Below are 25,385 nucleotides of genomic sequence, written 5' to 3'. Positions count from 1 at the left end.
TTACGCCTGACGACCATAGCACGCGTGAACCACCTGATCCCATGCCGAACTCAGAAGTGAAACCGCTTAGCGCCGATGGTAGTGTGGGGTCTCCCCATGCGAGAGTAGGTCATCGTCAGGCACTTATACCGCAAAGAACCCAGCCAACCGGCTGGGTTTTTTGTTGTGCGCTCGATAAGCCCCGTACACACCTTGTGCGGGGCTTTTTGCTGTAAGAACTTCTAATAATTAAGCGAAAATACCAAGGTCGTTACCACTCGATCGACTCACCCGCCCAGTCCCAAAAGCTGCCGGTTTCCTCGGGGGATCGCTTGTTTATGACCTCGATTAGCCGTGTTGACACGAACTCTGGGCTGAACAACTTTTCGGCAGGGACGCGTGCTTGAAACGGCTTCGACAGAGAGGTGTCCGTCGTGCCTGGGTGAAGACAAAGAACGATCGACTGTTTATTAAGCCTGCTCAGCTCGATGGCCGCTGTCTTCATCAACATGTTGTGCGCAGCTTTACTGGCACGGTAGCTATACCAGCCGCCGTACCCATTGTCGGTAATGGAGCCGACTCGAGCAGAGAGGCTGGCGATGATCGTGGGGTGCTGGCCTTGCAGTGAGGGCTTGAGGGCACCAATGAGTAGCGCAGGCGTTGCCGCATTGACGTGCATGACGTGGGCAAAGGCTGCCTCATCCAACTGCTCTAGTCGTTTTTCGGGTTGTATGTGCTTGGACGTATCGTGAAGAACGCCCACGGCATTGAAGAGTAAGTGAACGGGCTGCCCATCCAATGCGTTACACAGCGCATCGCGACCTGTCGACGTGGTGATGTCCGCGGAAAGCGCCTCGAGTTTTGGATGCTGCATCGCTATCGTTGAACGGCTAGCCGCAATGACGCGCCCTGTTTGAGGTGCAGCCAAAAGGGTGTGCAACATGGCACGACCAATGCCGCCATTGGCACCTGCAATAACGGCGGTAAAATCTTCGGGGAGATAGGGAAACATGACACGCTCCAATAGTGAACAGTGTTGTTCTCATTGAAGCGTTTTGTATAGGGTTTGTCTATGCTTGTCGTTCAAGCCGACGCATTGATACGTCCTGGCTGAGCGCTGTTACGACCATTCGGTTTATACAGGGTTTTCTCGGCAATTTTCCGGATATAGTCGAGCATTTCTTGATTGTGCTTCATGCGCACGGACAGCATTTGGCCGGTCAGCGCGTTCATGCGTGATACGCGTTCACTCTTTTCGAGCAGGCTTTCCCAAGTGGCTAAGCAATCTGCATCGGTGGCAGCTTGTTTGGCGCCAGGAGCGCCTTCTGGATAGCCAAGCTTGGTTTGAACGCCGCGGCGTAAAACTTCCATACGCTCAAGCTCTGCAAGCAGTGCCTGTTTCTTGGCAGCGATGTCTGTTAACACTTCACCATCGATACTGCCTTTGGTCAGCTGCTCTTGCTCATCGGTAAGTAGCTCGATAAGTGCTTCAAGACGCTGCAACTGACTGGAAAGAAGGCGTGATAGGCTCATAGGTCTTTCAAGTTGGCAAGCAGGCCATCAGCGATTCGGTCGGCACGTACTTCAAGCCGACCTTCGCGAATGGCATCGCGAATTTCTTGGACTTTAGTCATGTCGATATCTTGACTATCATCGATCCTAGACTGGCTAAGCTGAGTGGCTTCACGGGTCGTGTTACCCGTTTCCGATGGCTTGGTGCCACTGATTTTTTGAGCATCGTCACGCTGCTGCGCTGGTGTATTACGAAGCAGCGGATTAAGGTTATCAATTTTCACGTTGTTGGCCTCATCGTCAACGTTGGGGCGCCGTGCGCTATATGATCCTTTATCGGCTTCCTAAAAAGAAACTTTAGATGATCGGCTAAAAATCCACCATCAAAGTCCCTTGGCCAATCACTCGCGCATTCATGATGTCTCGAGGGCCAAAACGCACACGAATGGTCTCGCCCTCTGCGCCATCCGTTAGCGCTTCTCCTTCCCTTGAGACGCGAAAGCCAGAACCTTCTGCTATGACCGTGACGCGCTGGCCGCGTTCAACGAGGCTGGGAGCTTGTAAGAAATGTGCTTGGAAGGTGCTACCGCTGCGAATGGGACGCTGAGCAACTTTGCCAACGACATCCTCCTCACTGGTTAGCGATTGAGATGACAGATCACTCAGATTGCCTTCACGCTGAGCCAGCATGGACGATGTGATGAGTGTGCCGCGCGCAATGTCTTGGCCAGCCACGATGTAGCGACCTATCACATCTACTTGGGCTTGCAGATAGCGAGTTTGGCGTCCGTCTTCTCCGCAGCGAACGCCCACCGACACACGACCGATTGGCGCTTGGTTTGCATTAGGGAGAAAGGGGGTGGGTTGAAGGCAGGGTGGCAGGTGCGGCGATGGTGGTGCGATATCGATGACGACCTCCTGCCCCAGTGTTTGAGTTTCTTGGTACAGAAACTGCTGCACTGTGTCGAGCAGCGTTTGATCCGTAGCTTGCGCCAAGACGGGCTGAGGAGCGCCGACATAAAGAAGTAATAACAAAACGTTAAGAACTATTGAGCAGCGTGCAGCAAAATGCAGCAAGTAGCGCATGAGAAGATCGCTCAGTTTAGAAAGACAGATGGCAAGCATCAGCCCGGCAGTGTAATGCAAAAGTACCCCACGCATCATGGGAAATGCTGGTGTAAACGGTAGCTGTTCCATGCTTTAAGGTGAAAGCCGCACGCCTATTATTCATCATCAACAATTTCCGATTTATTTTTTGCCTCTCAGCGAGCGAGGGTCGGCATGATCGATCAGCTTGAATCTGCCTTTAACTTTCACCAGCAGGCGCTAGGGTTGCGGCAGCAACGACACCAAGTACTTGCCGCCAATATTGCCAATGCCGATACCCCCAACTACAAAGCGCGAGACATCGATTTTGCCAGCGAGTTGAAGAAAGCCGTCGATGGTGGCCAAGCTCAGCAGCAGCGCGGTGGCTTGGCGTTGGCGCGTACGTCAGACCGGCATCTGGCAGGTGAAGGGCCTGTTTGGCGAGGCGCAGGAAGTGCAGATTTACTGTATCGGATTCCAGACCAGCCCAGTTTGGATGGTAACACTGTCGATATGGATCGCGAGCGAACACAGTTTGCCGACAATGCGGTGCGCTATCAGGCCGCGCTCACCATTATGAACCGTCGTATTCAAGGCCTGAAAAATGCGATGCAGCCTGAATAACCTAGTAATAGGAGAAGAATAAGCTATGTCGATGTTTTCAGCGTTTGAGATCGCCGGTTCCGCCATGAGCGCCCAAGCCCAGCGAATGAACGTCACCGCCAGCAACATGGCGAATGCCGATAGCATTGCGGGCCCAGATGGTGAGACGTATCGCTCCAAACAGGTCATGTTTGAGACCCAGTCCCAGAATAATCGTTTTGGCGTGGGTGGGGTGCGGGTTACTGAAGTCGTGGAAGACGACTCTCCGCTACGTATGGAGTACATGCCGAATCACCCCGCCGCCGATGAAGAAGGCTATGTGGCTAAGCCTAACGTGGATCCGGTGCATGAGATGGTCAACATGATTTCTGCGTCACGCTCTTATCAAGCCAACGTGGAAGTCTTCAACACAACCAAGCAAATGATGGTTCAAACGCTGTCGCTCGGTGAGGGCTAATAATGAATATTGACACGAGTGTCGTTAATAGTATCAACAGCAGTGGTTCGACCGCTGGCCTCTCCACGCGGCAGTCCGCTGAGCTGCGCGATAGCTTCATGACCCTGCTAATTACACAGCTCCAGAATCAAGATCCGCTCAATCCGATGGATAATTCGGAAATGACGTCTCAGCTTGCTCAGATCAATACCGTCAGCGGTATTGAAGAGCTGAACGCTACTTTGAATGGCATTACCCAACAGATGGATGCGGCACAAACGCTGCAGGCCGCAGGCCTGATCGATAAGGCCGTGCTGGTTCCTGGTAATAACGTAATGGTGAGCGTGGATCCTGAGAATGGTTCCTACGCTACGCCGTTCGGCATCGAGTTGGATACCCCTGCCGAGAAAGTTGAAGTCACCGTGACGAGCCAATCAGGGGAAGTGGTTTACACCAATAACTTAGGCCGTGTGGCTGCAGGCGTAGAATCGTTTAGTTGGGGTGGGATGACCAATGGCGGCGAAGCGGTTCCTGAAGGCGCTTACCGGGTCAATTTTAAAGCAACCAATGCCGAGGGCGAGTTGCTAGAGTCACGTGCCTTGAATTATGCCCTTGTTCAAGGCGTTTCGCCTGGAGCGGGGGGCAGTGATGTACGCCTTGACCTTGGCGCGATCTATGGCCAAGTGACACTCGATCAAATCAAACAAATTCTTTGATGATTCGCTAGCCGACACTTTTTCCAGGGGAATATCATGAGTTTTACGCAAGCACTCAGTGGTTTGAACGCTCAGCAGCAAAAACTAGGCGTGGTGGGTAACAACATCGCTAACTCGCAGACTGTTGGCTTTAAAAGCTCCAATATTCAGTTTGCGGATGTATTTGCAAACTCGCGCGTTGGTTTGGGGGTGCGAACATCTGCTGTATTGCAGAATTTCAGCCAGGGTAACATCGAATCCACCAGCCGTAACATGGACTTAGCCATTGCAGGTGAAGGCTTCTTTCGCTATCAGCAGCCGAATGGCGAGATCGGGTATTCTCGTAACGGCCAGTTAACCATGACCGCTGATGGCCGTCTTGTGAATGCTCAAGGCGCGCAGATTATGGGTTACCCTGCCGATGCCGAAGGTAACGTACAAGAAGGGGGTAATGTCGTCCCGATGGAAATTCCGCCGGGTGACTTACCTGCAAACGCTACGACAGAGTTAGGTGTCTCGTTGAACTTGAACTCTGGACAGCCAGTCATTGCTGCTGCGTTTAACGCCGATAATGCGAATACCTACAATTACTCCACTAACGCGACTGTCTTTGATTCGCAAGGTAACGCACGTAACTTAACCCTCTACTTTACAAAGACAGCGGCTAACCAGTGGAACGTGAATGGTCGCCTCTCGGGTGGGCCTGCTGATGGCGGCACCTACGACGTCGCGTTAGGTAATCTCACCTTTACCCAAAACGGTACTCTGCAGGCGGAGAACACCAATAATGCCACGTTCAATAATAATGAGTTCGGGGCAGGCAATCCGTTAGCGGCTTTGGATATTGAGCTGAGTTTCGAGGGAACGACACAGTTTGCCAGTGAGTCCACGGTCAATGACACTATTCAAGACGGCTATACCGCAGGTGCTCTCGTGGGTATCACCATTGAGGAAGATGGCACCATCATGCGTAACTACTCCAATGAGGAGTCGCGTGCCGCGGGGCAAGTGACACTGGTGACGTTCCGTAATCCTGAGGGCCTGCGTCCTGAAGGGGATAACCTATGGGCCGCTACCGGCACCTCAGGCCAGGAACTTCTAGGTGCCCCAGGGGCTGGTTTGCGTGGTTTGATCCAACCAAATGCGATCGAAACATCCAACGTTGATATGGCGCGTGAATTGGTCGATATGATCGTGGCTCAGCGTGCGTACCAAGCAAACTCCCAGACCATTAGCACCCAGGACGAGCTGCTGCAAACCATCATTAACATTTAATGACTGGGCGAACGGGTAAGGAGTAAACGTCTTGGATCGCATGCTTTATACCGCCATGAGTGGCGCAAAACACACGATGGATCAGCAGTCGGTAGTGAGTAATAACCTATCGAATGTGTCGACCGCTGGGTTCCGCGCTCAGCTTCAGGCCGTGCGCTCTGTGCCCGTGCAAGGCGATGGTGCATTGCCTACCCGGGTATCTGCCGTTGCCACGACGCCGGGAACCGATTTCTCGCAAGGCCCCATCGAGCGTACTGGGCGTACGTTGGACGTGGCCATGCAGGGGAATGCTTGGATGGCGGTGTTAGCAGACGATGGGACCGAAACCTATACCCGACGTGGTGACTTGCAGCTCGACAGCGATGGTGTGCTGTTGAGTGTCGGCCGTCCCGTCATGGGTGACGCTGGCCCCATTGCGGTGCCACAGGGGGCGCAAATCTCTCTAGGTGCCGACGGCACGATTAGTGCGATTCCTCAGGGAGAAGGTCCCGCGGCAATGGTGGATGTTGGTCGTATCAAGCTCGTGACGCCAGATGAGCTGGGTCTGGAGCGCGGGGATGATGGTTTGTTCAGAGCGCCCCCTGGTGCAGATGGGGCGCCTGGTGTGCTTCAAGCTGACGAAGATGCACGGTTGGTTAGCGGTGCGCTGGAGGGCAGTAACGTGAGTGCCGTCGATGCCATGGTGTCGATGATCGACGTAGCGCGCCGTTACGACATGCAAATGAAAATGCTCAGCTCGGCGGATGAAAATGCTCAGCGAGCCAACAGTATTCTCTCTATTCAAGGCTAATTGCAGCCACTCAGCCAAGGGAACCTACGTATGATCAAGTCTTTGTGGACTGCTAAAACCGGGCTCGAGTCCCAGCAAACCAAACTCGATGTCATTTCGAATAACCTTGCGAACGTGAGTACCAATGGTTTCAAGCGTTCTCGGCCTGTTTTTGAAGACCTGCTTTATCAAAACATGCGTCAGCCGGGTGCCCAGAACAACATTCAGGACCGCCTGCCTTCTGGTATGCAGATTGGCACCGGGGTGCGTGCCGTGGCCACGGAGCGTCTGCACACGCAAGGGGGCTTGGAAGAAACGGGCAATTCCCGAGATCTTGCGATCAATGGGGAAGGCTTTTTCCAGGTGTTGTTACCTGACGGCACAATTGGCTACACCCGTGACGGCAGTTTTCAGCTAAACGAAAATGGTCAGATGGTCACCGCCAATGGCTACCCGATTGAGCCAGCGATCTTCATTCCCGCCAATGCGTTATCGGTCACCATTGGGGAAGATGGAACCGTAAGTGTTCGGCAGCCTGGTATCGCTCAAGATGCCGATATTGGGCAGATCAACGTTGCCTCCTTTATCAATCCAGCAGGCTTGGAAAGCATCGGTGGCAATCTTTACCTGGAAACCGGTGCCTCGGGCGCCCCAAACCAAAATGCGCCGGGTAACAACGGTGCCGGACGACTGTTCCAAGGATATGTGGAGACATCGAACGTGAACGTCGTCGAAGAAATGGTCAATATGATCCAAACGCAGCGTGCCTATGAGATCAATAGTCGTGCTATCTCTACCAGCGATGAAATGCTAGCGCGTCTAAGCCAGCTCTAATGTCAAAGTTCGTCAGGGCTTCTTAACAGGTCGCGCTATGCTGAAATCAAACTTTAAGTTACGCCGCATCGTGATGGCGAGCTTGGCACTACTGGTGTTATTGACGGCAGGGTGCGCGCAGATACCTCGGGCATCGGTCGTCGGTGAGCAAGAGCAAATCACCATTGTCGATCGGCCGCCACCGATACCCAATGGCTCCATCTACCAGGCACGTCGTGGCTATCAGCCGCTGTTCGAGGACCGCCGTCCCCGTACCATCGGCGATATTCTGACCATCGTGCTCGATGAAGAGGTGAGCGCGAGTAAGAATGCCCAATCCAATGCCAACCGCTCGGGCAGTGCAAGCCTTAACCTGGCCCAGCTACCCGACGTGTTGGATACGCTGGCGGAGTACGGTTTCGATATCGAAGGCGCCAGTGACTTTGCAGGCGGTGGCGGCTCACAAGCCAACAATACGTTTACCGGTACGATTACAGTGTCCGTGTTGGAAGTCATGAATAACGGGAACCTGCGCGTGCGCGGTGAAAAGCAGATTGCGATCAATCAGGGCACCGAGTTCATTCGTTTCTCGGGTGTCGTGAATCCTCGCACGATTACCGCGCAAAACACCGTGCCGTCGACTCAAGTCGCCGATGCGCGTATCGAGTACGTGGGCGATGGCTATATCAACGAAGCGCAGCATATGGGGTGGCTGCAGCGCTTTTTCCTGAATGTGTCGCCGTTCTAGGCGTGTCAACAAGCTCGACAACAGAGACCTGGTGAAATGGCTATGCAGTGGAAAGCGTATCGATATCTAACAGCAACCTTGCGTATCGTGACGCTGTTGGCGCTTTGTTTGGTAATGCTGCCAGCCCACGCTGAACGCGTGCGCGAACTGGCGAGCTTTGCAGGCGTGCGAGATAACCAGTTAGTTGGCTATGGCTTGGTGGTGGGGTTAGACGGTAGCGGTGATCAGACCACCCAAGCGCCATTTACTAGCCAGAGCTTGACCAACATGCTGTCGCAGTTAGGCGTGACGGTGCCGCCAGGCACCAACCTACAACTGCGTAATGTGGCCGCCGTCATGGTGACGGCAGACCTTCCTCCGTTCTCTCGTCCCGGGCAGCGTTTGGACATCGTCGTTTCTTCGATTGCCAACGCCAGCAGTTTGCGGGGCGGTACGCTACTCATGACGCCGCTCAAAGGCGCCGATGGTGATACGTACGCGATTGCCCAAGGCAACATGCTGGTAGGTGGTGCGGGAGCACAAGCAGGCGGCAGTAGTGTGCAGATCAATCAGCAGGCGTCAGGCAGGATTCCTAACGGCGCCCTGGTCGAGCGGGAAGTGCCGCTCAACTTGGGGGGCAACGGCGGGGTGTTGGAGCTGCAGCTCAATGACGCCGATTTTGGTACCGTGCAGCGCATGGTCTCTGCCATCAACAGTGAATTCGGGCAGTCCGTTGCCTACGCGCGAAATGGACGGGTCATCGCCCTCGATGGTCCTATGGATGCCAATGACCGCGTCAATTTCATGGCGCGAGTCGAGAACGTGCAGGTGACGCCCACCGAAGCGCCCGCTAAAGTCGTGCTGAACGCACGAACCGGTTCCGTGGTGATGAATAGTGCGGTGACGCTACGTCGTGCGGCCGTCGCGCATGGCAATCTTTCGATCATGATCGACACCCAGTTTGGCGTGAGCCAACCCAACTCCTTGGGGCAAGGCGACACCGTGGTCGTGCCGGATGCAGATATCAATATCGAACAGCAAGAGGCGTACCTACAGATCGTCGAAGGGGCTGACTTGGCGGAAGTGGTGAACGCGCTCAATGCGTTAGGCGCCACCCCTCAAGATTTAATGTCAATTCTGGAAGCATTGAGAGCTTCGGGCTCTTTGCGTGCTGAGCTGGAGATCATTTAATGAGTATGGGGGATATGACCAGTCAGTTCGCGCTGGATATGAGCGGTTTTCAGCGGCTACAGCACAATGCCCGCCTCGACCCGGAGGCTGGGGTGCAAGGCGCAGCGCAACAGTTTGAAGCCCTTTTTATCCAAATGATGGTCAAAAGCATGCGGGATGCCACGCCAATCTCAGGGTTGCTAGAGAGCCGCGACACGACCTTCTATCAATCCATGCTCGACCAGCAGTGGTCACAGGTCATGGCTTCCCGAGGCATTGGCTTGGCCGATGCATTGGTGGAACAGTTACAGCGTCAAGGGGCGGTTGGTCAAGTTAGCAACCCTGATCAAGAACTTCAGGCACTGATTGCAGGTATTCCTCGTGGGACGCCGCGCGTGCTAGACAATCCACTACAGCCGAACAGTGCTCAGGCGCCTGCCAATACGACGGGTAGCGGCCGTTTTTATGACGAGCTGGACGCCGTCCAGCAATTGGAATCCAGCAGCGCACCCGCCATGTTGGCGGAGCCCCGGCGTCCGGTGACGTCTTCCCATGACCATGTCGAGCGTTTCTTAAACACGCTGGCCACGCCTGCCCAGGCGGCGAGTGCTGCCACGGGGGTACCTGCTGAACTCATTTTAGCGCAGGCAGCCCTGGAGACGGGCTGGGGGCGTCACGAAATAGCCACTCGGCAGGGGCATAACAGCTACAACGTATTTGGTATCAAAGCCGGTAGCCATTGGCAGGGCAAGACCACCGACATCGTGACCCATGAGTACGTGAACGGTCGCCGTACGCAGGTCGTCGATACGTTTCGTGTCTATGACTCGTTCGAGCATGCCTTTACCGATTATGCCAATTTGATTGGCAACAACCCTCGCTATGCCGGTGTTCTACAAGCGGCCAATGCGGAGCAGGCTGCCCGTGAGTTGCAGCGCGGCGGCTATGCGACCGACCCGCGTTACGCCGACAAGCTGGTCTCGGTCATGAACACGATGGGGCCCTTAAATACAACGGAGAGTTTGCTGGCGGATTCTCGCTAGCGATGCCTCAAGTTTGCCTGCGCATTGCCGATAAATAGATACCGGCCTAAGGAATTGAACCATGAGCATGTTTTCGATCGGCTTAAGCGGCCTCAATGCGGCGCAGAATGCCCTCAATACGACAAGCAACAACATTAGTAACGTCTATACGCCCAGTTATAATCGCGAGCTTACCCAGCTCGGTGAGGGACGTGTAGGGGGCGGCGTACGTGTCGATGATATCGAGCGCCAGTTCAATACTTACGTGGCCAATCAGCTCAATAATGCTAAGACGCAGTCCAGCGCTTTAGAAACGTATTACAACCAAGTCTCACAAATTGATAACTTGTTGGCCGATCGAGACGCAGGTCTTTCCCCGCTCATGCAGACGTTTTTCTCGTCTTTGGAAGACTTGGCAAGCTCGCCCTCTGACCCAGCAGCACGCCAAGGGGTGCTGGGAACGGCAAACACGCTGAGCGCACAGTTTCGTTCGTTCGATGGTTATTTGCAGGACATGCAGAGCAATATCAATAACCAGATCAAAGACGAAATCACTCAAGTCAACAATACGGTGGAGCAAATTGCCGGCCTTAACAAAGAGATTTCGCTGGCACGCGCACGAACTGGTGAAGCTCCGAACAGCTTGCTGAATCAGCGAGATTTTTTGGTTTCTCAGCTCAACGAGCGCATGGATTTGCGGCTCAACGTGCAGGATGGCAAGACGTACAACATTAGCTTGCCCAACGGTCAGCCGCTCGTCACGGGAACTAGCTCGTTCAAATTAGAACCCGTGCAGGCCGACTACGATCCACAGCGGACGATCGTGGGATATCGTGATGGAGGCGGTAACCTGATTCAGTTGGACGAGTCTACGGTCAAAGGAGGCGCGTTAGGTGGCTTGATGACCTTCCGTTCTGAGACGCTCGATAAAACTCAGAACCAAGTCGGACAGCTCGCCGTGTCGTTATCCGTGGCGTTTAACGAACAGCATAAACAGGGCGTTGACTTGGACGGCGTTCAGGGCGATGACTTCTTTAATGTCAGGACACCCCAGGCCTACAGTTATGAGGGCAATAGTGCCGTCACGATCGATGCAATCGCGTTTGACACAGACAACATCGCTCAACTTCGTGCAACAGATTACACCGTCAGTTTTGCTGGCGGCACTCCTACAGTGACGCGTAACGATAGCGGTGCAAACGTCGATATCGGGACAGGGTGGGACGCTGCCAACAATACGCTGTCGTTTGGCGGCATCTCCATGACGTTCAGCAATACACCGGCCAATGGGGACCAGTTCGAGGTTCAACCCTTGCGTCGAGCGGCCAATGGGATGGAAGTCAATCTCATCGATGCCGATAAAATTGCGGCGGGTTTGCCCATCAATCCCAACGATGATCCGGCCGATTGGATCGCTGCAGGCGCAGGCGATAATAGCAACGCCTTGCTGCTCCAAGATCTTCAAAGTAAAAACATCGTAGGGGGGAGTGCCTCGGTCAGCGGTGCCTATGGTGCGCTCGTTAGTGACGTGGGGAATCGCACCAACATTACCCAAGTCAACCTGGATGCGCGTCAGGGGCTAACGGATCAGCTCCGGGCCGTACAGCAGTCCGAGTCAGGCGTTAACTTGGATGAAGAAGCGGCTAACCTGATTCGATACCAGCAATTTTATCAAGCGAATGCCCGCGTGATCGATACGGCAGGTACGATCATGGATACCATTTTGAATCTGCGGAACTAATAGGAGCTTAGGCGATGCGTGTCAGTACGGTCACTATGTATGAGCAGAGTACGGCTTCCATTAACCGTCAGCAAAATGACTTTCTAAAGATTGGTCAGCAAATTGCCAGCGGCCGCCGGGTCGTCAACCCGTCCGATGATCCGCAAGCGGCATCACGTGCGGTAGGGGTGGACCAGTCGAAAGCCATCACACAGCAGTATGAAGATGCTCGGGTATCGGCACGTAATTCACTGGCACAGACAGAAAGTATTCTGAATAGTATTAGTGATGCGGTGACCAGTGCCAAAACACTATTGATCCAAGCATCCAGTGATACCTTGAGTGATGTCGATCGGGAGTCCATCGCCAGTGAGTTGAAAGGCGTTTACGAGACGATGATTGGGCAGGCGAATGCCACCGATGGTAACGGCCGCTATATTTTTGGTGGTTATAAAGATAACGCGCCGCCTTTCGTTAAATCTGCGACGGGCAGTATTGAATACAATGGTGATGTTAACGCGCGTTCTCAGCGTGTCGACTCGTCTCGCCTCATGCCTGTCACAGAAAATGGAGCAACGATTTTCCAAGGTGTGCCTAGCGGAGCAGGCTACATCGCAAACGCTGACGTAGCCAATCAGGGAAGCGTGACGTTTAGTGGACCTCAAGTGACCAGCGTCAACGACCCGAATTATGGTGAAAGCTTTCGCGTCCTTTTCGACGATGATGGGGCTGGTAACCCCACTTATACCGTTGAGCAGTTTGATGGTGCTGCTTGGCAGCAAGTAGCGGGCCTTGAAGACCAAGCTTATGACCCTGCCGGCGAGCAAATAAGTTTTGGTGGCGTCAGTTTGACCTTGAAAGGAGCTCCTCAGGTCGGTGATGAGATCTCGGTAGCGCGGCCTGGCAGCGACCAGCTTCCCGCTGACCTGTTCCGCACCATGGAAGCAGCGATTCGTGTGCTAGAGACCCCAGCAGAGAACGATACGCAAAAGGCTGCCCTTCGCAATACGCTGAATACGTCCATGCGTGAATTAGATAATTCACTAGACAATGTGTTGACGGTACGCGCTTCTGCTGGCGCAAGGCTCAATGAGCTGGATGTCATCGATGCGGTAGGCAATAACCGTATGCTCAACTATGAGCAGACGCTATCGGATCTGGTCGATCTCGACTATGCCGATGCGATTTCGGAGTATAGCCTGCGTCAAGTAGGCCTGCAGGCGGCTCAAAAAGCGTTCGTGGATATCAAAGGCATGTCGTTGTTCGACTTCATGTAGCGTCTCAGCGCCTCACGTCTACTGAAAGCCTCAGCCAGGATGCTGAGGCTTTTTAGTTCAAGGGGGCCATGGTCTCGATGAGGCTCTGGGTAAAATTGACCCCTTGGCTAAACAGCTGTTGGAGAAAGCGGCCGATATCGCTCATCAACACCATGAGCAGCACAATGCCAACGGTCAACGACGTGGGAAAGCCGATATTGAAGACGGTCAGCTGTGGCGCTGAGCGGTTGAGGATGCCTAGCGATAGGCTAATGATCAGCAGCGATGCCACCAGAGGAAGAGCCAGCAGCATGCCGGAGGCAAAAATCGTTCCTGCATACCGCGCCAGTAATTCGAAGGCATTCGGGTTCAAGGTACCGATCCCGATAGGCAGCGTTTGAAAGCTCATCACCAACGCCTCCAACACCATCAAATGGCCGTTAAACGCGAGAAACATCAGTAGCGTGACCATGTAGAGAATGCGTGAGAGCACCATGATGTTCGTGCCGCTCGACATGTCGAAAAAGCTCGCAAAGGCCAAGCCCATCTGTAAGCCGATGAACTCACCGGCGGCCTGAACGACCGCGAAGACGATATGCATCACGAGTCCAATCGCGATACCGATCAGCATTTGTTCGACGATGATGCCAAGCCCCGCCCAAGACATGAGCGGGACGTTTGGCATGGGAGGCAAAACAGGAGTAATGACGACGGCAATGACCGCTGCCAGAGACACTTTCGCTGGCGTTGGGATGCTAGAGTGGCCCCAGAGAGGCGTCGCCGTCATAAACGCTGTAATGCGTACGAAAGGCCAAAAGAAAGCGACTAGCCACCCCTGTAGCTGCGCAAAGGTGACGTCGACCATGGTTACATCACCATGGCGGGAATATTGGTGAATAGGCGCGTTGTAAAGTCGGTAATCAAACCGATGAGCCAAGGGCCTGCTAGTACTAGAACGGCAAAAACGGCCAGAATCTTTGGAATGAAGGTAAGCGTCATTTCATTGATCTGAGTGGCCGCCTGAAACAGGCTGATAATCAGACCTGTAAAGAGGGCCGCCAACAGCATGGGTCCCGCCAAAAAAAGCGTTACGCGCATGCCTTGATAAGCAACGCTCATCACCATTTCAGGTGTCATGGATAGAGGCTCCTTGCCGCGCATGCGACGTTAAATCATATAAAAACTTTCAGCCAGCGAGCCAATGATGAGCTGCCAGCCATCGACTAGTACGAAGAGCATGAGCTTGAAAGGCAGTGAGATGGTCACAGGAGGCACCATCATCATCCCTAGTGCCATCAAGGTGCTCGCCACCACTAAATCAATGATCAAGAATGGAATGAAGATGGTGAAGCCGATTTGAAAGGCTGTCTTGAGTTCGCTGGTGACAAAAGCGGGAAGCAGCACCCGCATGGGGAGCTCCTCGGGGCCTTGCAGCGGACCGACATCGGCCAGACGAACGAAGAGAGCGAGGTCGGGTTCCCGCGTCTGTGCCAACATGAACTCACGAAAGGGGAGTTGAGCACGCAGTAAGAACTCTTCGAAATTGATCACTTCGTCCGTCAAAGGCACCCAGGCGGTATCGTAGACCTGACTCAAGACGGGCGACATAATGAAAAACGTCAGAAACAGCGCAATGCCCAGTAGTACCTGATTGGGCGGCGTTGCCTGCGTTCCCATGGCGGTGCGCAGCAAGCTCAATACGATGATGATGCGTGTGAAGCTGGTCATCATCAACAGCATCGCAGGTAAAAAGGCCAGCGAGCTTAAAAATAGCAGCGTTTGTAGCGAGAGCGACCACTGCTGGCCGCCATCTTCCATTGGCTGTGATACAAGGCCGGGTAGCTGCTGAGCGGCGGCGGGTAAGGCTATCAGGCTGCCAACCAGAAACAGCGCCAACAGCCACCAGCGACGTAGAAAGGGCCAAGCAACGGGCGAAACGTGAGTCATGATGAGTGCTGAGAGTCTGAAGAGGGTGAGGCGCTTTTACCACGATTCTTGGCCAGCGCATTGGCTAGGCGCTGCGAGAAACGAGAGGGCGGCGATTCAGGCGTCGGGGGGCGGTCTAGTGGAGCGGGCCGCTCATGCAGTTTGCTGATACGGCCACTACTGACCCCCAACACTAGCCACGTATCTTCCACTTCGACGACCACCACGCGCTCACGATTGCCAACGGCAGTGGTTCCGACGATCCGAAGCCGCGCCCCCTGGTCGAACCGGTGTTGTTGCCAGCGCTTGAGCAGCGACGTACAGACCAAAATGATCGCTATGACGAGTGCGAGCGCCGCAGCCGTTTTACCCAACGCGGCCATGCCCACCAGGGCGTCACCGCCGCTTAGCGCATCGACCGAGGGCTGAGCGCTGGAAGTCGCCACGCTCATCGGTTGAGTTTATGAATCCGTTCGGACGGCGTGATAATTTCCGTAATACGGATACCGTACTTATCTTCGATGACGACCACTTCGCCCTGGGCAATCAAATAGCCGTTGATCAGGATATCCATAGGCTCCCCAGCAAGGCCCTCTAGCTCGATAACGGAGCCTTGCGCCAGCTCCAGGAGCTGTTTGATCGTGAGCTTCGTGCGGCCGAGTTCTACGGTCAGCTTGACCGGAATGTCCATGATCATCTCTAGATCACGGGAGGGGGCATTTCCTTGCTCACCGCTCAGTGGGCGAAACACCTCTTCGCTTGCAGACTTGGCTTGAGGCGCCTCTGGGGCGGGCTCATCCTCTGCATGAGACTGCTCGGCTGCTTCCTGCTCAGCCATGGCAGCTGCCCAGGGGTCCTCGTCTTCGCTGGCGGCATCCGCGTCAGACGACGGCTCTTCTTGCTCAGACATGGCTTCCGCCCAATCGTCATCAGAGACTTTTTGATCGGGTTTATTAGGATCAGTCATGCTTTGGATTCCTTGGCTTTCTGTCGCGTTGAACCTTTAATAAAGTCCTTGGACGATACGTTATTCATAGCAGCATGGTCGATCATGCGCAGTACCCGTAACGCGCGTTGCTGGCGCTGGCTACCGTACTCGCACTCCATGACGGGAACCCCATCGACACGTGCGGTAATCGTGTTAGGGATATCCACCGGCAAGACATCCCCTTTTTTCAGTCCCATGACCTGCGCAATACGGCTGGGAATTTGTGCAAACTCGGCCACCAGCTCTACTTCCGATTGGCGGAGTTCGCTTGCCATACGACGTGACCAGGAGCCGTCACTGTCATGATTACTATCGTTGATCGGGTTCACCAACAGGTCACGCAGCGGCTCGATCATGGCGTAGGGCATACAGATTTGAAAACTGCTCGAGAGGTTGCCAACTTCGATGTTGAATTTGGTATTCACCACGATCTCGTTGGGAGAGTTAGTGATGTTGGCAAACTTCGACTGCACTTCTGAGCGTAAAAAGTGGACATCGATGGGGTATACCACTTTCCAGGCTTCTTGATACGCATCGATCGCCAGATTCAATAATCGCTGAATGATGCGCTGCTCGGTGTTGGTGAACTCACGCCCATCCGACTTGGTGACGAAACGTCCGTCGCCCCCAAATAGGTTGTCCACCACCATGAAAACCAAATTCGGTGGGAAAACCACCAGTCCAGAGCCTCGCAGCGGTTTCATCGATACGATATTGAGGTTGGTGGGTACCGGTACGTTGCGTGAAAAGTTGCTGAAGCTCTGATAGCTAACAGACTCTACCGTGATGTCTGAGCTGCGCCGAATCAGGTTGAACAAGCCGTTGCGGAAATAACGCGCAAAACGCTCGTTGATAAAATCGAGCGCGTGAAGACGTTCACGAATGACCCGGTGCTGTGTCGACGGGTCATAAGGACGTATACGCGACTCATCCTGCGTTTGAGAAGACGCTACCGAGGGCTCGTCATCTCCGCTGACGCCTTTGAGTAAGGCATCGATCTCTTCCTGGGACAGTAGATCGTCCTGCGACATGAACGGCTCCGTTCCCTAGGTTATTGCACAATGAATTCGGTAAACAGCACTTCCCGAAGGTCTAGCGGGGGCTGGTTTTCCGTCAGTGGAACGCTCAAGCGGTTAATGATTTCTTGGGCGAGCGTCTCTTTGCCTTCTGTCGAGGTCAGCTGGTTGGCTTGCTTGCCTGAGAGCAGAATGAGCAGACGGCTGCGAACTTGCGGCATGTGCTCTTCGATGAGTGCTTTACTTTGTTCGTTACCCACACGCAGGGTAATACCCGCGTAAAGTAGGCGCGATCCAAAGCGGTCATCCGCAAGATTGACGGTAAAGGGTTCGATCTGCGTAAACACCGGAGGCGTGTGTGCGACCGTTTGCTGTTGGGTTTCTCCATCGGTGCTGCCGTCACGCTGGTCGAGCACGAGGTAGATCGCCGCCGCTGCACCTGCTGACGAGAGCAAGACAAGAATGATCATTACCCAAAGCAGTTTTTTTGATCCGCCGCTTGATTCTGCCATTGTTGTTCCCATGATGTTCACGCATGACGCTAGCCAAGCATTATGCCTAACGCGGGTGATGGTGAAGAAACGAACAGGCTTCCTTGGGGAGCCTATCTTTTGGTTTAGTTAATTAACCCGATCATGACGACATAGGTCATGCCAAACGCCGAGGCGACTTAAGCATAGAGATCGACGCGTCCATCCAGGGTTACCGGCGTGCTGTCCAACGTGGCTGTTGGCCCATTACTTTCGACGTCGTTGCCGTCAATCAGCCCGCCGCCGCCATTACCCTGCTGGGCAAAGGCTTGTTCATTGGAAGCGTTTTGCTCACCCACTGACGTTTCACCCAGTGAAATGCCTTGTTCGGCCAGCGCGTCGCGTAGTTGCGGAATCGCCTGCTCCAATACCTGACGAACCTGCGCATGAGCCGATAAGAAGTGCGCCTGGGCACCGTGTTCGGTCATTTTCAATGAAATGGAGAGCGGGCCAAGTTCGGCGGGGTGCAGTTTCATCTGAATGTGTTGCTCCCCCCCTCGCTGAGCAAATTGAACGAGTTGCTGACCGAGCTGGGATGGCCACGCCGGATGCGATACGGGAGTACCGATCGAGGAGGGGAGCGAGGTGCCCGATGGAACGGCAGCAGGGGCAGGAGTGCCATGAACATTAGGCACGTTGAGTGCTAGTTCGCTGGCGCTACCCAGCCGCGCAGCTGTGTCATTAGCGCCATTGCTGACCGCCAAGGCACTCGTCATTGCCTCACTACTGACGCGAAGTTGAGATGCATTCATTTGCGCAGCCGATGCCGTCAGCGTGCTGTATGTGGCAGGCTGACTGCTCGAGGATGCATGAGCCGTAGAGTTGGCGGCGAGCAGTGAGACGATGTGCTGGTTGCGGGACTCAAGTGTAGAGTCACCGGCCGAGCCTGTGCCGGCAGCGAGTTGCTGATAAGCAGCGACTAACGCGGCAGCATCTTGTTGGCTTATCGCTAACTGTTCGGCAATATCAGCAATCGACACGGTCTCAGCCGTGACGTCGCGGGATTGAGTCGTTGCATCACTGAAGGCTGCGACCAGCGCAAGACGACTGGAAATTTCGTCAAGCGCTGATGGTGAGGTCTCTCCGGTGCTGCTGAGCATGCCGGGCAGAGCGGCTAGCTGGTCGGCGCTGGGTTGCTCTGCGTTGTGTAGCTGCGCGAGAAGCGTCGCGAGCTCTTCTTGGTCGAGCTCAATGCCTAGTGACTCCAATAGCGAGGCGAACTCCTTCAGAGCAGCCGATGTCTGTGAGGCGGATGTCGCACCGGTAGCGAGTTCTTGCGGCAGGCGTGGCTGTCCTTCATTCGCCTGAAGCATGGCTTGGCGGAAAAGACCGTTGTTGGAGAGGCTTTGAGCCCCGGTTGCCTGTGAAGCCGACATGCCATTGCCTTGGCTAGGACTCGCAGAAAGTAACAGTTGAATATTCATGAATAGGCTTCCTGACGCGACGCTAAAGGGATTTGTCAGACTGTTGGCGAGCCAGACGATTAGTGACCATGTCGTCGCTCGCTTTCTGCTCGTGACGCGCTTGTCGGCGGTGCTCTTCTAATAACCGGCGCGAGGCCAGTGTATCGTAAGAGGAGAGTTTGCGCTGCTCCTGTTGCCAGTGCTGTTGGCTTTGTTGCACGCGCTTTTGCTGCGCCGCTAGCGCCTGTCGGGCACGGCTAAGAGCAGCATCCAGTGACGCCAAGAACTGTTGATAATTGTACATGGTAGCGGGGTCGATACCGTCACGCATGGCTTGCTGTAAACGCTCGGCGTACTCCGCCCGATAGCGATTGAGCGACTGAAGCTGCGCTTCGGTTTGCTGCTGAGTTTGGCGCTCTTGCGCCAGCAGTTTGCCGGCTTGGTCGCGTGCATCGCGGGCAAGGTCTGTCAGCATATCGAGCTGTTGATGACTCATTTAGCCTCCCACTACCGTGTGCAGGGCTTGGCGGGACTCCTCAAGCGGCGCACACTCCTCGATATTTTGTTGAAGAAATCGCTCTAGATCAGGAAAGCGATTGACGGCTTCATCTAGCCGAGGGTCATGCCCAGGGCTGTAGGCTCCCACGCTGATCAAATCGCGGTTGCGTTGATAGCGTGAAAAGAGTTGTTTGAACGTTCGCGCTTTCTGCTGCTGTTCTTGCGTCACGATGGCAGTCATCGCACGACTGATAGACGCTTCTATGTCGATGGCAGGGTAGTGGCCTGCTTCGGCCAGCGTGCGTGATAACACGATATGGCCATCCAAGATCGCCCTGGCCGAATCGGCGATAGGGTCCTGCTGGTCATCTCCCTCGGTGAGTACGGTATAGAACGCCGTAATCGAGCCGCCGCCTCGCTCCGCATTTCCCGCCCGCTCGACCAAGCCAGGCAATTTGGCGAACACCGATGGCGGATACCCTTTCGTGGCGGGCGGTTCGCCGATGGCGAGCGCGATTTCCCGCTGAGCCATGGCATAGCGCGTTAGCGAGTCCATGATCAGCAGCACGTTGCGCCCAGCGTCGCGGAACCCTTCGGCAATGCGCGTGGCGTAAGCGGCCCCCTGCAATCGTTGGAGGGGCGACGTGTCGGCAGGGGCGGCGACGACCACGGCGCGTCGACGGCCCTCTGGACCCAAAATATTGTCGATGAAATCCTGCACTTCGCGGCCGCGCTCGCCGATCAAGCCAACCACGATCACATCGGCTTGGGTATAGCGTGCCATCATACCCAGCAGTACCGATTTACCGACGCCAGAGCCAGCGAATAGCCCCATGCGTTGGCCTCGGCCTACGCTAAGCAGTGCGTTGATGGCGCGGATGCCGACATCGATCTGTGACTCGATGGGCGCTCGAGACAGCGGGTTGAGTGGTCGAGACTGCAGAGTCGTGCGGGGTGCCTCTTCGACGCTTTCACGGTCGTCGAGCGGGTTACCGTTACCATCGAGTACGCGCCCCAGCAGTTCGTCGCCGACTGGGAAGCGACGAGCACTATGCCCGTTGCCATCGACCAAGGGAGTCACCCGTGCGCCTGGCATCAAGCCAGAAATTTCTTCCAGCGGCATCAGGTAAAGCTTATCGCCCGAGAAGCCAACGACTTCGGCTTCGGCATGCTTATCACTGTCGTTCAGGCGGCCATCGGCGCCCGGAAGTTCGATTTGGCAGGCGCTGCCAACCGCCACACGTAACCCGACTACTTCGATCACCATGCCCGTTGCGCGCACCACGCGACCGCTGGTGCGGTAATACGGTAGCCTTCCCACGCGCTGAGTCGTGCGTTGGAGAGCTTTTTGCCATCGGTGCTGATGCGGGCAACGTAAATGGTTCATGGCATTACGCTCCTGATGATGGCGCGCTGTGGCGCTTACGGAGCTGAGCTTGGACGCTCTGCCAACGGCTTTCGAACGTGGCATCCAATTCGCCCTGGGCGCTGGTCAAGCGACAGCCACCACGTGCCAGCTGGTCATCCGGCTGCAGCGTCCAACTGGCCGCTTCTAGCTCGCTGCCTAAGTGCTCAGCGACGAGTTCATGGTCAGCGGGGTTGAGCCATAGCCGTTGGCTGCCAACGAGCGGAGGCTCGGTGTGCAGCAGCTCCCGCACGATGGCGAGAATATGGTCGGGATGGTCTGCCAATGCCTCGCCTGCCAACTGCTTGCCGGTGGTCAAAGCAAGCTCTACCAGGTCGTGAGCAATGGTGTCGTCAAGGCGCTCAAGAGCATCGGAGAACTGTTTAGCTAACGCCGCCAGAGGTGTCACGCTCTGGCGGATTTGTTCGTTGAGCTCTTGCGCGGCATGCTCGCGGCCTTCGTTAAGGCCTTGGGTATACCCCTCTTCATGTCCGCGCGCCAGCCCTGCCTGGTACCCCTCTTCTTCGGCGGCTTTGCGCAGTCGTTCGTAAATGTCTTTACGCTCTTGCTCTTCACGTACCCGCGCTTCCTCTGCTGCGCGCCGTGCCGCCTCGACTTTTCGCTGGTGTTCGTTAGGCACAGTGCCATGGCTGTCGAATTGTGAGCGGCGGGACGAGGTCAGCTCGTCCATTTGCCAACGTCGCCAATCTCCGTGACGGTCAAACTCGGGAGCATGCGTATTAGACATACTCGTCGTCTCCACCTGCTAGGACGATTTCACCTGAATCAGCCAGGCGGCGAACGATTTGTAGAATCGCTTTCTGCTCGGTTTCTACCTGGGAAACGCGAATGGGGCCACGGGCTTCCATGTCTTCGCGAACCAAGTCGGCAGCACGCTGGGACATGTTGCGCAGGAATTTGTCCACCAGCGCGTCTTGGGCTCCTTTGAGTGCCACCACCAAGGAGTTCGTCTCGACTTCTTGCAGCACCATCTGAATGGCACGGTTGTCCAGGTCCAGCAAGTTCTCGAACAGGAACATCTCGTCGATGATTTTCTGGGCAAGATCTTCGCTGTGCGAACGAACGGTCTCGATGGCCACTTCTTCCTGAGACGAATTCATCAGGTTGAGGATCTCGGCCGCCGTTCTTACGCCGCCCATTTTGCTACGCTTGAGGTTCTGGCCATCGAGCATACTGCTGAGCACCTCGGTGAGCTCCTGCAGAGCGGCAGGCTGAACGCCGCTGAACGTGGCAATCCGCAGGACGACATCGTTACGCAACTTCTCTTCGAACAGCTCGAGAATATCGGCCGCCTGATGACGATCCAGGTGTACCAGGATGGTCGCAATGATCTGCGGGTGCTCGTCGCGGATAAGCTCCGATACCATGGATGCTTCCATCAGGTTCAGGGCATCGATACCCGAGTTTTCGCCCGTAGATTCGAGAATGTCCTCGATGAGGCTGGTGGCTCGCTCACTGCCCAGCGCCTTGGTCAGCACCGACCGAATGTGTTCGCTTGAGTTGAGGTTCAGGGCCACGAACTCTTCGGTCTCGCGATGGAAGGCTTCTAGCACGGCTTTCATGTCTTCATGGGAGACTTGGTGAAGCCGCGCCATTTCGGTACTGATCTCTTGCACTTCGCTGGCGCTGAGGAATTTGAACACCTCTGCGGCGCTGTCTTCATCCAGCGCCAGCAGGAGAATGGCGCTTTTACGAGCGCCGCTCATTTCGGCAATGCTAGTCATTGGCGTTCATCCAACTGCGAATGATCATCGCGACCATACGGGGGTCTTCCTGAGCCATCTCTCGCAGATCGTTAAGGTTGTGTTCGTAGAGCGACGTTTTGCGACGGCGCTTGGGCTTGCTGCTGTAGGTGTCTTCCTCGTCGCCATCACTCTCACTCTCCTGCTCGTCCTCTTCATCTCCTATGCGTGTACTCAGCGTTCCTCCAGGCATGGCAGCCGCCATCACCGGAGGTTGCGTGTAGCGCTTGATCAGCGGGCGCAAAATCAGCCAATAGAGTAGCAAGGCGGCAATAGCGACAAGAAGGTAGCGGCCCAGCGTCGTCGCCATGGCGATGTTGTCGGGGTGCTGCCACCACACCGGTTCGATGCGAGTCTCGTCATCGGCGGCAAAGGGCGTATTCACGACTTCGACTTGGTCGCCTCGTAGCTCAGAGAATCCCATGGCCTGCTGAACAAGGCGTTCGATCTGGGCGATCTCCTCGGCGCTGAGAGCCACCTGTTCTACCTCGCCCTCTTCATTGGTCACGCGACGGAAATTGACAACGACCGCTGCAGAGAGCCTTTGGACTTGGCCTAGGCGATGCTGAACGTGCTCGATGCTGCGGTCGACTTCGTAATTCACCACGTCTTCTTGACGCAGGTTGCGCAGCGCACCGGGCTCGGCATCGTCGTTCCCATCGCCCTCTTCTGCATCTGGCTGATTGATGGGGGAGGGAGCGACACCTGGCGGAGTATTGCTGAGCGCGCCAGGAATGCCGGTCGCTAACGGGTCTTCGCCATCGTACGACAGGCTCAGCTGGCGACTGCGTACGGCGGACTCGTTAGGTGCTTGGTTGGGGCTATAGCGCTCGGAGGTTTGCTCACGACGCGAAAAATCGATTTGAGCCGCTACCTGGGCGCGTACATTGTCGCTGCCCATGATAGGCGACAGGATGTTTTCGATCCGCTGCTGGTAAGAGCGTTCGACTTCCGTGATATAGGCCAGCTGAGTGCCGTCTAGATCGTTGCCTTGGGCGCTGTTGGCTGTCAGTAGACGCCCGTTTTGATCGACGACGGTGACGTCCTCAATGGCGAGTTCGGGCACGCTGCTGGACACCATGTGGACGATGGCGCTCACTTGACCCTCACCCAGTACCCGCCCAGGTAACAGAGTGAGCACGACGGATGCCTTGGCAGGCTCCCGGTCGCGGATGAAGACCGACGGCTTCGCCATGGAAAGATGCACTCGGACGCGTTCGACGGGCCCCAGAGACTCGATGGACCGGGCAAGCTCACCTTCCAGTCCACGTTGGAAGTTGACCTGCTCAGCAAACTGGCTAATACCGAACGCCTGCGTTTCCATGAGCTCTAGACCCAGGTTACCCCCTTGCGGTAGACCCTGTTCGGCCAGTTGAAGGCGCAGGGTGTGCACTTGGTCGCTGGGTACCAGCAGGGCTTGGCCACCCTGGCTGAACTGATAGGGAACGCCACGGGTATCTAGCTCTGTAATGATTCGGCCGCCGTCAGCTTCGCTGAGGTTGCTATAAAGCACCCGGTAGTCGGGACTGCTGGCCCACATGAAGAGGGCGGCCACAATTGCGATAGACGCAGCAGCGGCCACCAAAACGACCACAAGCGGATTGCCGCGCAACTGCTTCATAGTGCGCTCAAAAACCGATGGGCTGTTGGTGTCGTTCTCTGCAGCCCCACTACGCGGAGGGCTTTGTGTCGTGCTGTTTTGACGGCCTGCCGTCGCACCCGTTTCGCTCATGCGTCCCTCCAGATGGGAAGGCAAAACGGGGGTCGACCAAGGCGCATCACCAAAGAAGGCATAGGCTATATCCGTCAATCGCGGTTATCCGCTGAAAGAATGAAGCGGAATTGTGATGGACGCCATTATCCTGGGGGGCGTCAACCATAAATGAACGAAAAGCTTGGCTTTTCACACGCATTTGTACGTATGAGGCTTTTCGTACCGATGGTAGGCTTGCGGCATTAAATGGCCACCCGCAAATTGAGGCAAGTGTATGAGTTCACCTTCCATACAGTCTGCGCTGCAGCAGATGCAAGGGCTCGCCGCCCAGGCGGCTCAGCCGATCAAGGGCGAGCAGCTAACGACGTCGGTTGGGCAGTCGGGCTTTGGTAGTGAGCTGCAGGCTTCTATTCAGCGTATCAATCGTTTACAGCAGTCGGCCAACGCGAAAGCGATGGCGTTTCAGGCCGGTGAGCCGAACGTCGAACTGAACGATGTCATGGTCGATATGCAGAAAGCGAGCGTGGCCTTTCAAATGGGTATGCAAGTACGCAATCGTTTAGTGACCGCATACCGCGACGTTATGAATATGCAGGTGTAAGGCGTTTAGCTTAAGCCGAGAGGGTGGTCGGCTGACACGATGCCGACGCTCTTGGCCGTGCGCTGCTACCGTTACGCTTGTGAAGAGATAAGCTTGCCTTGCAGTTCCTCCAGGCGTTCGGCCATTTGTAATATCTCTTCTGCGGGGATTTGGCGTATCACATCACCCGTTTCTCGATCGATCACTCGGGTGATGATGCGCGATGAATCCTCACTGATGTCGAATTCAAGCCCACGAGGGCGCATGACATCGTTGATGCGCTGGATAGGTTCCACCAGCTCTTCTCTGGTCGCGGGTTGAGTGTCTGAGGGTGCTGGCTGGAGGGGGGTAGGCGTGATCGCAATGAGGCTGGAATCATGGCGTGAGCGCTCCTGCGGCAGTGCGGCGACGAGTGATGAGGCGATTGAATCAACGATGAATGGGCCCATATACAACGTTCCTCCCTAAGCGAAGCCAGTCATGGCTAGGTAGCGTAACC

General features: G+C 55.4%; 30 protein-coding genes and 1 rRNA gene. 13 read left to right on the top strand and 18 right to left on the bottom strand.

Translation table 11 applies throughout. The features are described 5' to 3' along the window. The first annotated feature begins 5 nt into the window (after nt 1-5). Nucleotides 6-121 (top strand): 5S ribosomal RNA (gene rrf, locus MHM85_RS14115). 129 nt (nt 122-250) lie between these two features. Here rrf and MHM85_RS14110 read toward each other — a convergent pair. The 4 genes from MHM85_RS14110 to flgA all read right to left on the bottom strand — a co-directional run bounded on the left by MHM85_RS14110 (nt 251) and on the right by flgA (nt 2,487). Continuing rightward, a complete protein-coding gene (locus MHM85_RS14110) occupies nt 251-991 on the bottom strand; it encodes an SDR family NAD(P)-dependent oxidoreductase (protein ID WP_153843278.1) in 741 nt (246 codons plus the stop codon). 71 nt (nt 992-1,062) lie between these two features. Then, on the bottom strand, nt 1,063-1,512 hold the full coding sequence (locus MHM85_RS14105; RefSeq protein WP_239286299.1) for a flagellar protein FlgN: 450 nt from the start codon (nt 1,510-1,512) through the stop codon (nt 1,063-1,065). Next, nucleotides 1,509-1,775: a flagellar biosynthesis anti-sigma factor FlgM gene (gene flgM / locus MHM85_RS14100; RefSeq protein WP_139527769.1), complete on the bottom strand. Its 267-nt coding sequence runs from the start codon at nt 1,773-1,775 to the stop codon at nt 1,509-1,511. The genes MHM85_RS14105 and flgM overlap by 4 nt, the downstream gene beginning before the upstream one ends. A gap of 85 nt (nt 1,776-1,860) precedes the next feature. Next, nucleotides 1,861-2,487, bottom strand: a complete 627-nt coding sequence (flgA, locus tag MHM85_RS14095; RefSeq protein ID WP_231125606.1) for a flagellar basal body P-ring formation chaperone FlgA — start codon at nt 2,485-2,487, stop codon at nt 1,861-1,863. Between the two features lie 285 nt (nt 2,488-2,772). Between flgA and flgB the strand changes: the two genes are divergently transcribed. From flgB to flgL, 11 genes are all read left to right on the top strand, one after another. Then, nucleotides 2,773-3,201 (top strand): flagellar basal body rod protein FlgB, encoded by a 429-nt coding sequence (flgB, locus tag MHM85_RS14090; protein ID WP_239286297.1) that lies wholly within the window; start codon nt 2,773-2,775, stop codon nt 3,199-3,201. A gap of 25 nt (nt 3,202-3,226) precedes the next feature. Then, on the top strand, nt 3,227-3,637 hold the full coding sequence (flgC, locus tag MHM85_RS14085; protein ID WP_139527777.1) for a flagellar basal body rod protein FlgC: 411 nt from the start codon (nt 3,227-3,229) through the stop codon (nt 3,635-3,637). A 2-nt stretch (nt 3,638-3,639) separates the two neighbouring features. Continuing rightward, entirely contained in the window at nt 3,640-4,332 is a 693-nt protein-coding gene (locus MHM85_RS14080; protein ID WP_196781571.1) for a flagellar hook assembly protein FlgD, read from the top strand. Nucleotides 4,333-4,368: 36 nt separating this feature from the next. Further along, nucleotides 4,369-5,586, top strand: coding sequence for a flagellar hook protein FlgE (gene flgE, locus MHM85_RS14075; RefSeq protein WP_139527779.1), 1,218 nt, complete (start codon nt 4,369-4,371; stop codon nt 5,584-5,586). A 31-nt stretch (nt 5,587-5,617) separates the two neighbouring features. After that, the gene (locus MHM85_RS14070) at nt 5,618-6,376 is read left to right on the top strand and encodes a flagellar basal body rod protein FlgF (protein WP_139527780.1); all 759 of its coding nucleotides are present in this window, start codon (nt 5,618-5,620) and stop codon (nt 6,374-6,376) included. Between the two features lie 30 nt (nt 6,377-6,406). Continuing rightward, the gene (flgG, locus tag MHM85_RS14065) at nt 6,407-7,189 is read left to right on the top strand and encodes a flagellar basal-body rod protein FlgG (RefSeq protein ID WP_139527781.1); all 783 of its coding nucleotides are present in this window, start codon (nt 6,407-6,409) and stop codon (nt 7,187-7,189) included. A 37-nt stretch (nt 7,190-7,226) separates the two neighbouring features. After that, nucleotides 7,227-7,916: a flagellar basal body L-ring protein FlgH gene (locus MHM85_RS14060; protein WP_139527782.1), complete on the top strand. Its 690-nt coding sequence runs from the start codon at nt 7,227-7,229 to the stop codon at nt 7,914-7,916. 42 nt (nt 7,917-7,958) lie between these two features. Then, a complete protein-coding gene (locus MHM85_RS14055; RefSeq protein ID WP_239286295.1) occupies nt 7,959-9,086 on the top strand; it encodes a flagellar basal body P-ring protein FlgI in 1,128 nt (375 codons plus the stop codon). After that, on the top strand, nt 9,086-10,108 hold the full coding sequence (gene flgJ, locus MHM85_RS14050) for a flagellar assembly peptidoglycan hydrolase FlgJ (protein ID WP_239286293.1): 1,023 nt from the start codon (nt 9,086-9,088) through the stop codon (nt 10,106-10,108). Before MHM85_RS14055 ends, flgJ begins: the two co-directional genes overlap by 1 nt. Nucleotides 10,109-10,169: 61 nt before the next feature. Next, complete coding sequence (gene flgK / locus MHM85_RS14045) at nt 10,170-11,828, top strand: flagellar hook-associated protein FlgK (RefSeq protein ID WP_239286291.1); 1,659 nt, start codon at nt 10,170-10,172, stop codon at nt 11,826-11,828. A 14-nt stretch (nt 11,829-11,842) separates the two neighbouring features. After that, a complete protein-coding gene (gene flgL, locus MHM85_RS14040) occupies nt 11,843-13,084 on the top strand; it encodes a flagellar hook-associated protein FlgL (protein ID WP_239286289.1) in 1,242 nt (413 codons plus the stop codon). A gap of 52 nt (nt 13,085-13,136) precedes the next feature. Here flgL and fliR read toward each other — a convergent pair whose 3' ends face one another. The 13 genes from fliR to fliF form a co-directional block, all read right to left on the bottom strand. Beyond that, nucleotides 13,137-13,928 carry a flagellar biosynthetic protein FliR gene (gene fliR / locus MHM85_RS14035; RefSeq protein WP_239286287.1) on the bottom strand — a complete coding sequence of 264 codons (792 nt, stop codon included), beginning with the start codon at nt 13,926-13,928 and terminating at the stop codon, nt 13,137-13,139. Between the two features lie 2 nt (nt 13,929-13,930). Next, on the bottom strand, nt 13,931-14,200 hold the full coding sequence (gene fliQ, locus MHM85_RS14030; protein WP_044629584.1) for a flagellar biosynthesis protein FliQ: 270 nt from the start codon (nt 14,198-14,200) through the stop codon (nt 13,931-13,933). Between the two features lie 30 nt (nt 14,201-14,230). Then, on the bottom strand, nt 14,231-15,010 hold the full coding sequence (gene fliP / locus MHM85_RS14025; RefSeq protein WP_139527788.1) for a flagellar type III secretion system pore protein FliP: 780 nt from the start codon (nt 15,008-15,010) through the stop codon (nt 14,231-14,233). After that, on the bottom strand, nt 15,007-15,441 hold the full coding sequence (gene fliO, locus MHM85_RS14020) for a flagellar biosynthetic protein FliO (RefSeq protein WP_139527789.1): 435 nt from the start codon (nt 15,439-15,441) through the stop codon (nt 15,007-15,009). Before fliO ends, fliP begins: the two co-directional genes overlap by 4 nt. After that, nucleotides 15,438-15,956, bottom strand: a complete 519-nt coding sequence (fliN, locus tag MHM85_RS14015; protein WP_139527790.1) for a flagellar motor switch protein FliN — start codon at nt 15,954-15,956, stop codon at nt 15,438-15,440. The genes fliO and fliN overlap by 4 nt, the downstream gene beginning before the upstream one ends. Beyond that, the gene (gene fliM / locus MHM85_RS14010; protein ID WP_139527791.1) at nt 15,953-17,008 is read right to left on the bottom strand and encodes a flagellar motor switch protein FliM; all 1,056 of its coding nucleotides are present in this window, start codon (nt 17,006-17,008) and stop codon (nt 15,953-15,955) included. The genes fliN and fliM overlap by 4 nt, the downstream gene beginning before the upstream one ends. Before the next feature lie 20 nt (nt 17,009-17,028). Beyond that, nucleotides 17,029-17,505, bottom strand: coding sequence for a flagellar basal body-associated protein FliL (gene fliL, locus MHM85_RS14005; RefSeq protein ID WP_139527792.1), 477 nt, complete (start codon nt 17,503-17,505; stop codon nt 17,029-17,031). Nucleotides 17,506-17,663: 158 nt separating this feature from the next. Then, on the bottom strand, nt 17,664-18,947 hold the full coding sequence (locus MHM85_RS14000) for a flagellar hook-length control protein FliK (protein ID WP_239286285.1): 1,284 nt from the start codon (nt 18,945-18,947) through the stop codon (nt 17,664-17,666). 22 nt (nt 18,948-18,969) lie between these two features. Next, nucleotides 18,970-19,422: a flagellar export protein FliJ gene (fliJ, locus tag MHM85_RS13995; RefSeq protein ID WP_239286283.1), complete on the bottom strand. Its 453-nt coding sequence runs from the start codon at nt 19,420-19,422 to the stop codon at nt 18,970-18,972. Continuing rightward, on the bottom strand, nt 19,423-20,811 hold the full coding sequence (gene fliI, locus MHM85_RS13990) for a flagellar protein export ATPase FliI (protein WP_139527795.1): 1,389 nt from the start codon (nt 20,809-20,811) through the stop codon (nt 19,423-19,425). A gap of 4 nt (nt 20,812-20,815) precedes the next feature. After that, the gene (gene fliH / locus MHM85_RS13985) at nt 20,816-21,577 is read right to left on the bottom strand and encodes a flagellar assembly protein FliH (RefSeq protein ID WP_139527796.1); all 762 of its coding nucleotides are present in this window, start codon (nt 21,575-21,577) and stop codon (nt 20,816-20,818) included. Beyond that, complete coding sequence (fliG, locus tag MHM85_RS13980) at nt 21,570-22,574, bottom strand: flagellar motor switch protein FliG (RefSeq protein WP_139527797.1); 1,005 nt, start codon at nt 22,572-22,574, stop codon at nt 21,570-21,572. Before fliG ends, fliH begins: the two co-directional genes overlap by 8 nt. Further along, a complete protein-coding gene (fliF, locus tag MHM85_RS13975) occupies nt 22,567-24,324 on the bottom strand; it encodes a flagellar basal-body MS-ring/collar protein FliF (protein WP_153843273.1) in 1,758 nt (585 codons plus the stop codon). Before fliF ends, fliG begins: the two co-directional genes overlap by 8 nt. Before the next feature lie 256 nt (nt 24,325-24,580). Here fliF and fliE point away from each other — a divergent pair, with 256 nt between their 5' ends. Next, nucleotides 24,581-24,907, top strand: coding sequence for a flagellar hook-basal body complex protein FliE (gene fliE / locus MHM85_RS13970; protein WP_139527799.1), 327 nt, complete (start codon nt 24,581-24,583; stop codon nt 24,905-24,907). Nucleotides 24,908-24,978: 71 nt separating this feature from the next. On the opposite strand, the gene MHM85_RS13965 is transcribed toward fliE, so the two are convergent. Further along, nucleotides 24,979-25,335 carry a flagellar protein FlaG gene (locus MHM85_RS13965; protein WP_153843272.1) on the bottom strand — a complete coding sequence of 119 codons (357 nt, stop codon included), beginning with the start codon at nt 25,333-25,335 and terminating at the stop codon, nt 24,979-24,981. Between the last annotated feature and the right edge of the window lie 50 nt (nt 25,336-25,385).

The sequence above is a fragment of the Halomonas sp. McD50-4 genome (genome assembly GCF_022348135.1).
Lineage (GTDB): Bacteria > Pseudomonadota > Gammaproteobacteria > Pseudomonadales > Halomonadaceae > Vreelandella > Vreelandella piezotolerans.
This window is presented reverse-complemented; position numbering and strand designations above follow the sequence as displayed.

What these genes read in the sequence shown, in the direction of transcription:
- MHM85_RS14110 (WP_153843278.1), bottom strand. Translation starts at nt 991, where the DNA reads ATGTTTCCCTATCTCCCCGAAGATTTTACCGCCGTTATTGCAGGTGCC.
- MHM85_RS14105 (WP_239286299.1), bottom strand. Translation starts at nt 1,512, where the DNA reads ATGAGCCTATCACGCCTTCTTTCCAGTCAGTTGCAGCGTCTTGAAGCA.
- flgB (WP_239286297.1), top strand. Translation starts at nt 2,773, where the DNA reads ATGATCGATCAGCTTGAATCTGCCTTTAACTTTCACCAGCAGGCGCTA.
- flgC (WP_139527777.1), top strand. Translation starts at nt 3,227, where the DNA reads ATGTCGATGTTTTCAGCGTTTGAGATCGCCGGTTCCGCCATGAGCGCC.
- MHM85_RS14080 (WP_196781571.1), top strand. Translation starts at nt 3,640, where the DNA reads ATGAATATTGACACGAGTGTCGTTAATAGTATCAACAGCAGTGGTTCG.
- flgE (WP_139527779.1), top strand. Translation starts at nt 4,369, where the DNA reads ATGAGTTTTACGCAAGCACTCAGTGGTTTGAACGCTCAGCAGCAAAAA.
- flgG (WP_139527781.1), top strand. Translation starts at nt 6,407, where the DNA reads ATGATCAAGTCTTTGTGGACTGCTAAAACCGGGCTCGAGTCCCAGCAA.
- MHM85_RS14060 (WP_139527782.1), top strand. Translation starts at nt 7,227, where the DNA reads ATGCTGAAATCAAACTTTAAGTTACGCCGCATCGTGATGGCGAGCTTG.
- MHM85_RS14055 (WP_239286295.1), top strand. Translation starts at nt 7,959, where the DNA reads ATGCAGTGGAAAGCGTATCGATATCTAACAGCAACCTTGCGTATCGTG.
- flgJ (WP_239286293.1), top strand. Translation starts at nt 9,086, where the DNA reads ATGAGTATGGGGGATATGACCAGTCAGTTCGCGCTGGATATGAGCGGT.
- flgK (WP_239286291.1), top strand. Translation starts at nt 10,170, where the DNA reads ATGAGCATGTTTTCGATCGGCTTAAGCGGCCTCAATGCGGCGCAGAAT.
- flgL (WP_239286289.1), top strand. Translation starts at nt 11,843, where the DNA reads ATGCGTGTCAGTACGGTCACTATGTATGAGCAGAGTACGGCTTCCATT.
- fliR (WP_239286287.1), bottom strand. Translation starts at nt 13,928, where the DNA reads ATGGTCGACGTCACCTTTGCGCAGCTACAGGGGTGGCTAGTCGCTTTC.
- fliQ (WP_044629584.1), bottom strand. Translation starts at nt 14,200, where the DNA reads ATGACACCTGAAATGGTGATGAGCGTTGCTTATCAAGGCATGCGCGTA.
- fliP (WP_139527788.1), bottom strand. Translation starts at nt 15,010, where the DNA reads ATGACTCACGTTTCGCCCGTTGCTTGGCCCTTTCTACGTCGCTGGTGG.
- fliO (WP_139527789.1), bottom strand. Translation starts at nt 15,441, where the DNA reads ATGAGCGTGGCGACTTCCAGCGCTCAGCCCTCGGTCGATGCGCTAAGC.
- fliN (WP_139527790.1), bottom strand. Translation starts at nt 15,956, where the DNA reads ATGACTGATCCTAATAAACCCGATCAAAAAGTCTCTGATGACGATTGG.
- fliM (WP_139527791.1), bottom strand. Translation starts at nt 17,008, where the DNA reads ATGTCGCAGGACGATCTACTGTCCCAGGAAGAGATCGATGCCTTACTC.
- fliL (WP_139527792.1), bottom strand. Translation starts at nt 17,505, where the DNA reads ATGGCAGAATCAAGCGGCGGATCAAAAAAACTGCTTTGGGTAATGATC.
- MHM85_RS14000 (WP_239286285.1), bottom strand. Translation starts at nt 18,947, where the DNA reads ATGAATATTCAACTGTTACTTTCTGCGAGTCCTAGCCAAGGCAATGGC.
- fliJ (WP_239286283.1), bottom strand. Translation starts at nt 19,422, where the DNA reads ATGAGTCATCAACAGCTCGATATGCTGACAGACCTTGCCCGCGATGCA.
- fliI (WP_139527795.1), bottom strand. Translation starts at nt 20,811, where the DNA reads ATGAACCATTTACGTTGCCCGCATCAGCACCGATGGCAAAAAGCTCTC.
- fliH (WP_139527796.1), bottom strand. Translation starts at nt 21,577, where the DNA reads ATGTCTAATACGCATGCTCCCGAGTTTGACCGTCACGGAGATTGGCGA.
- fliG (WP_139527797.1), bottom strand. Translation starts at nt 22,574, where the DNA reads ATGACTAGCATTGCCGAAATGAGCGGCGCTCGTAAAAGCGCCATTCTC.
- fliF (WP_153843273.1), bottom strand. Translation starts at nt 24,324, where the DNA reads ATGAGCGAAACGGGTGCGACGGCAGGCCGTCAAAACAGCACGACACAA.
- fliE (WP_139527799.1), top strand. Translation starts at nt 24,581, where the DNA reads ATGAGTTCACCTTCCATACAGTCTGCGCTGCAGCAGATGCAAGGGCTC.
- MHM85_RS13965 (WP_153843272.1), bottom strand. Translation starts at nt 25,335, where the DNA reads ATGGGCCCATTCATCGTTGATTCAATCGCCTCATCACTCGTCGCCGCA.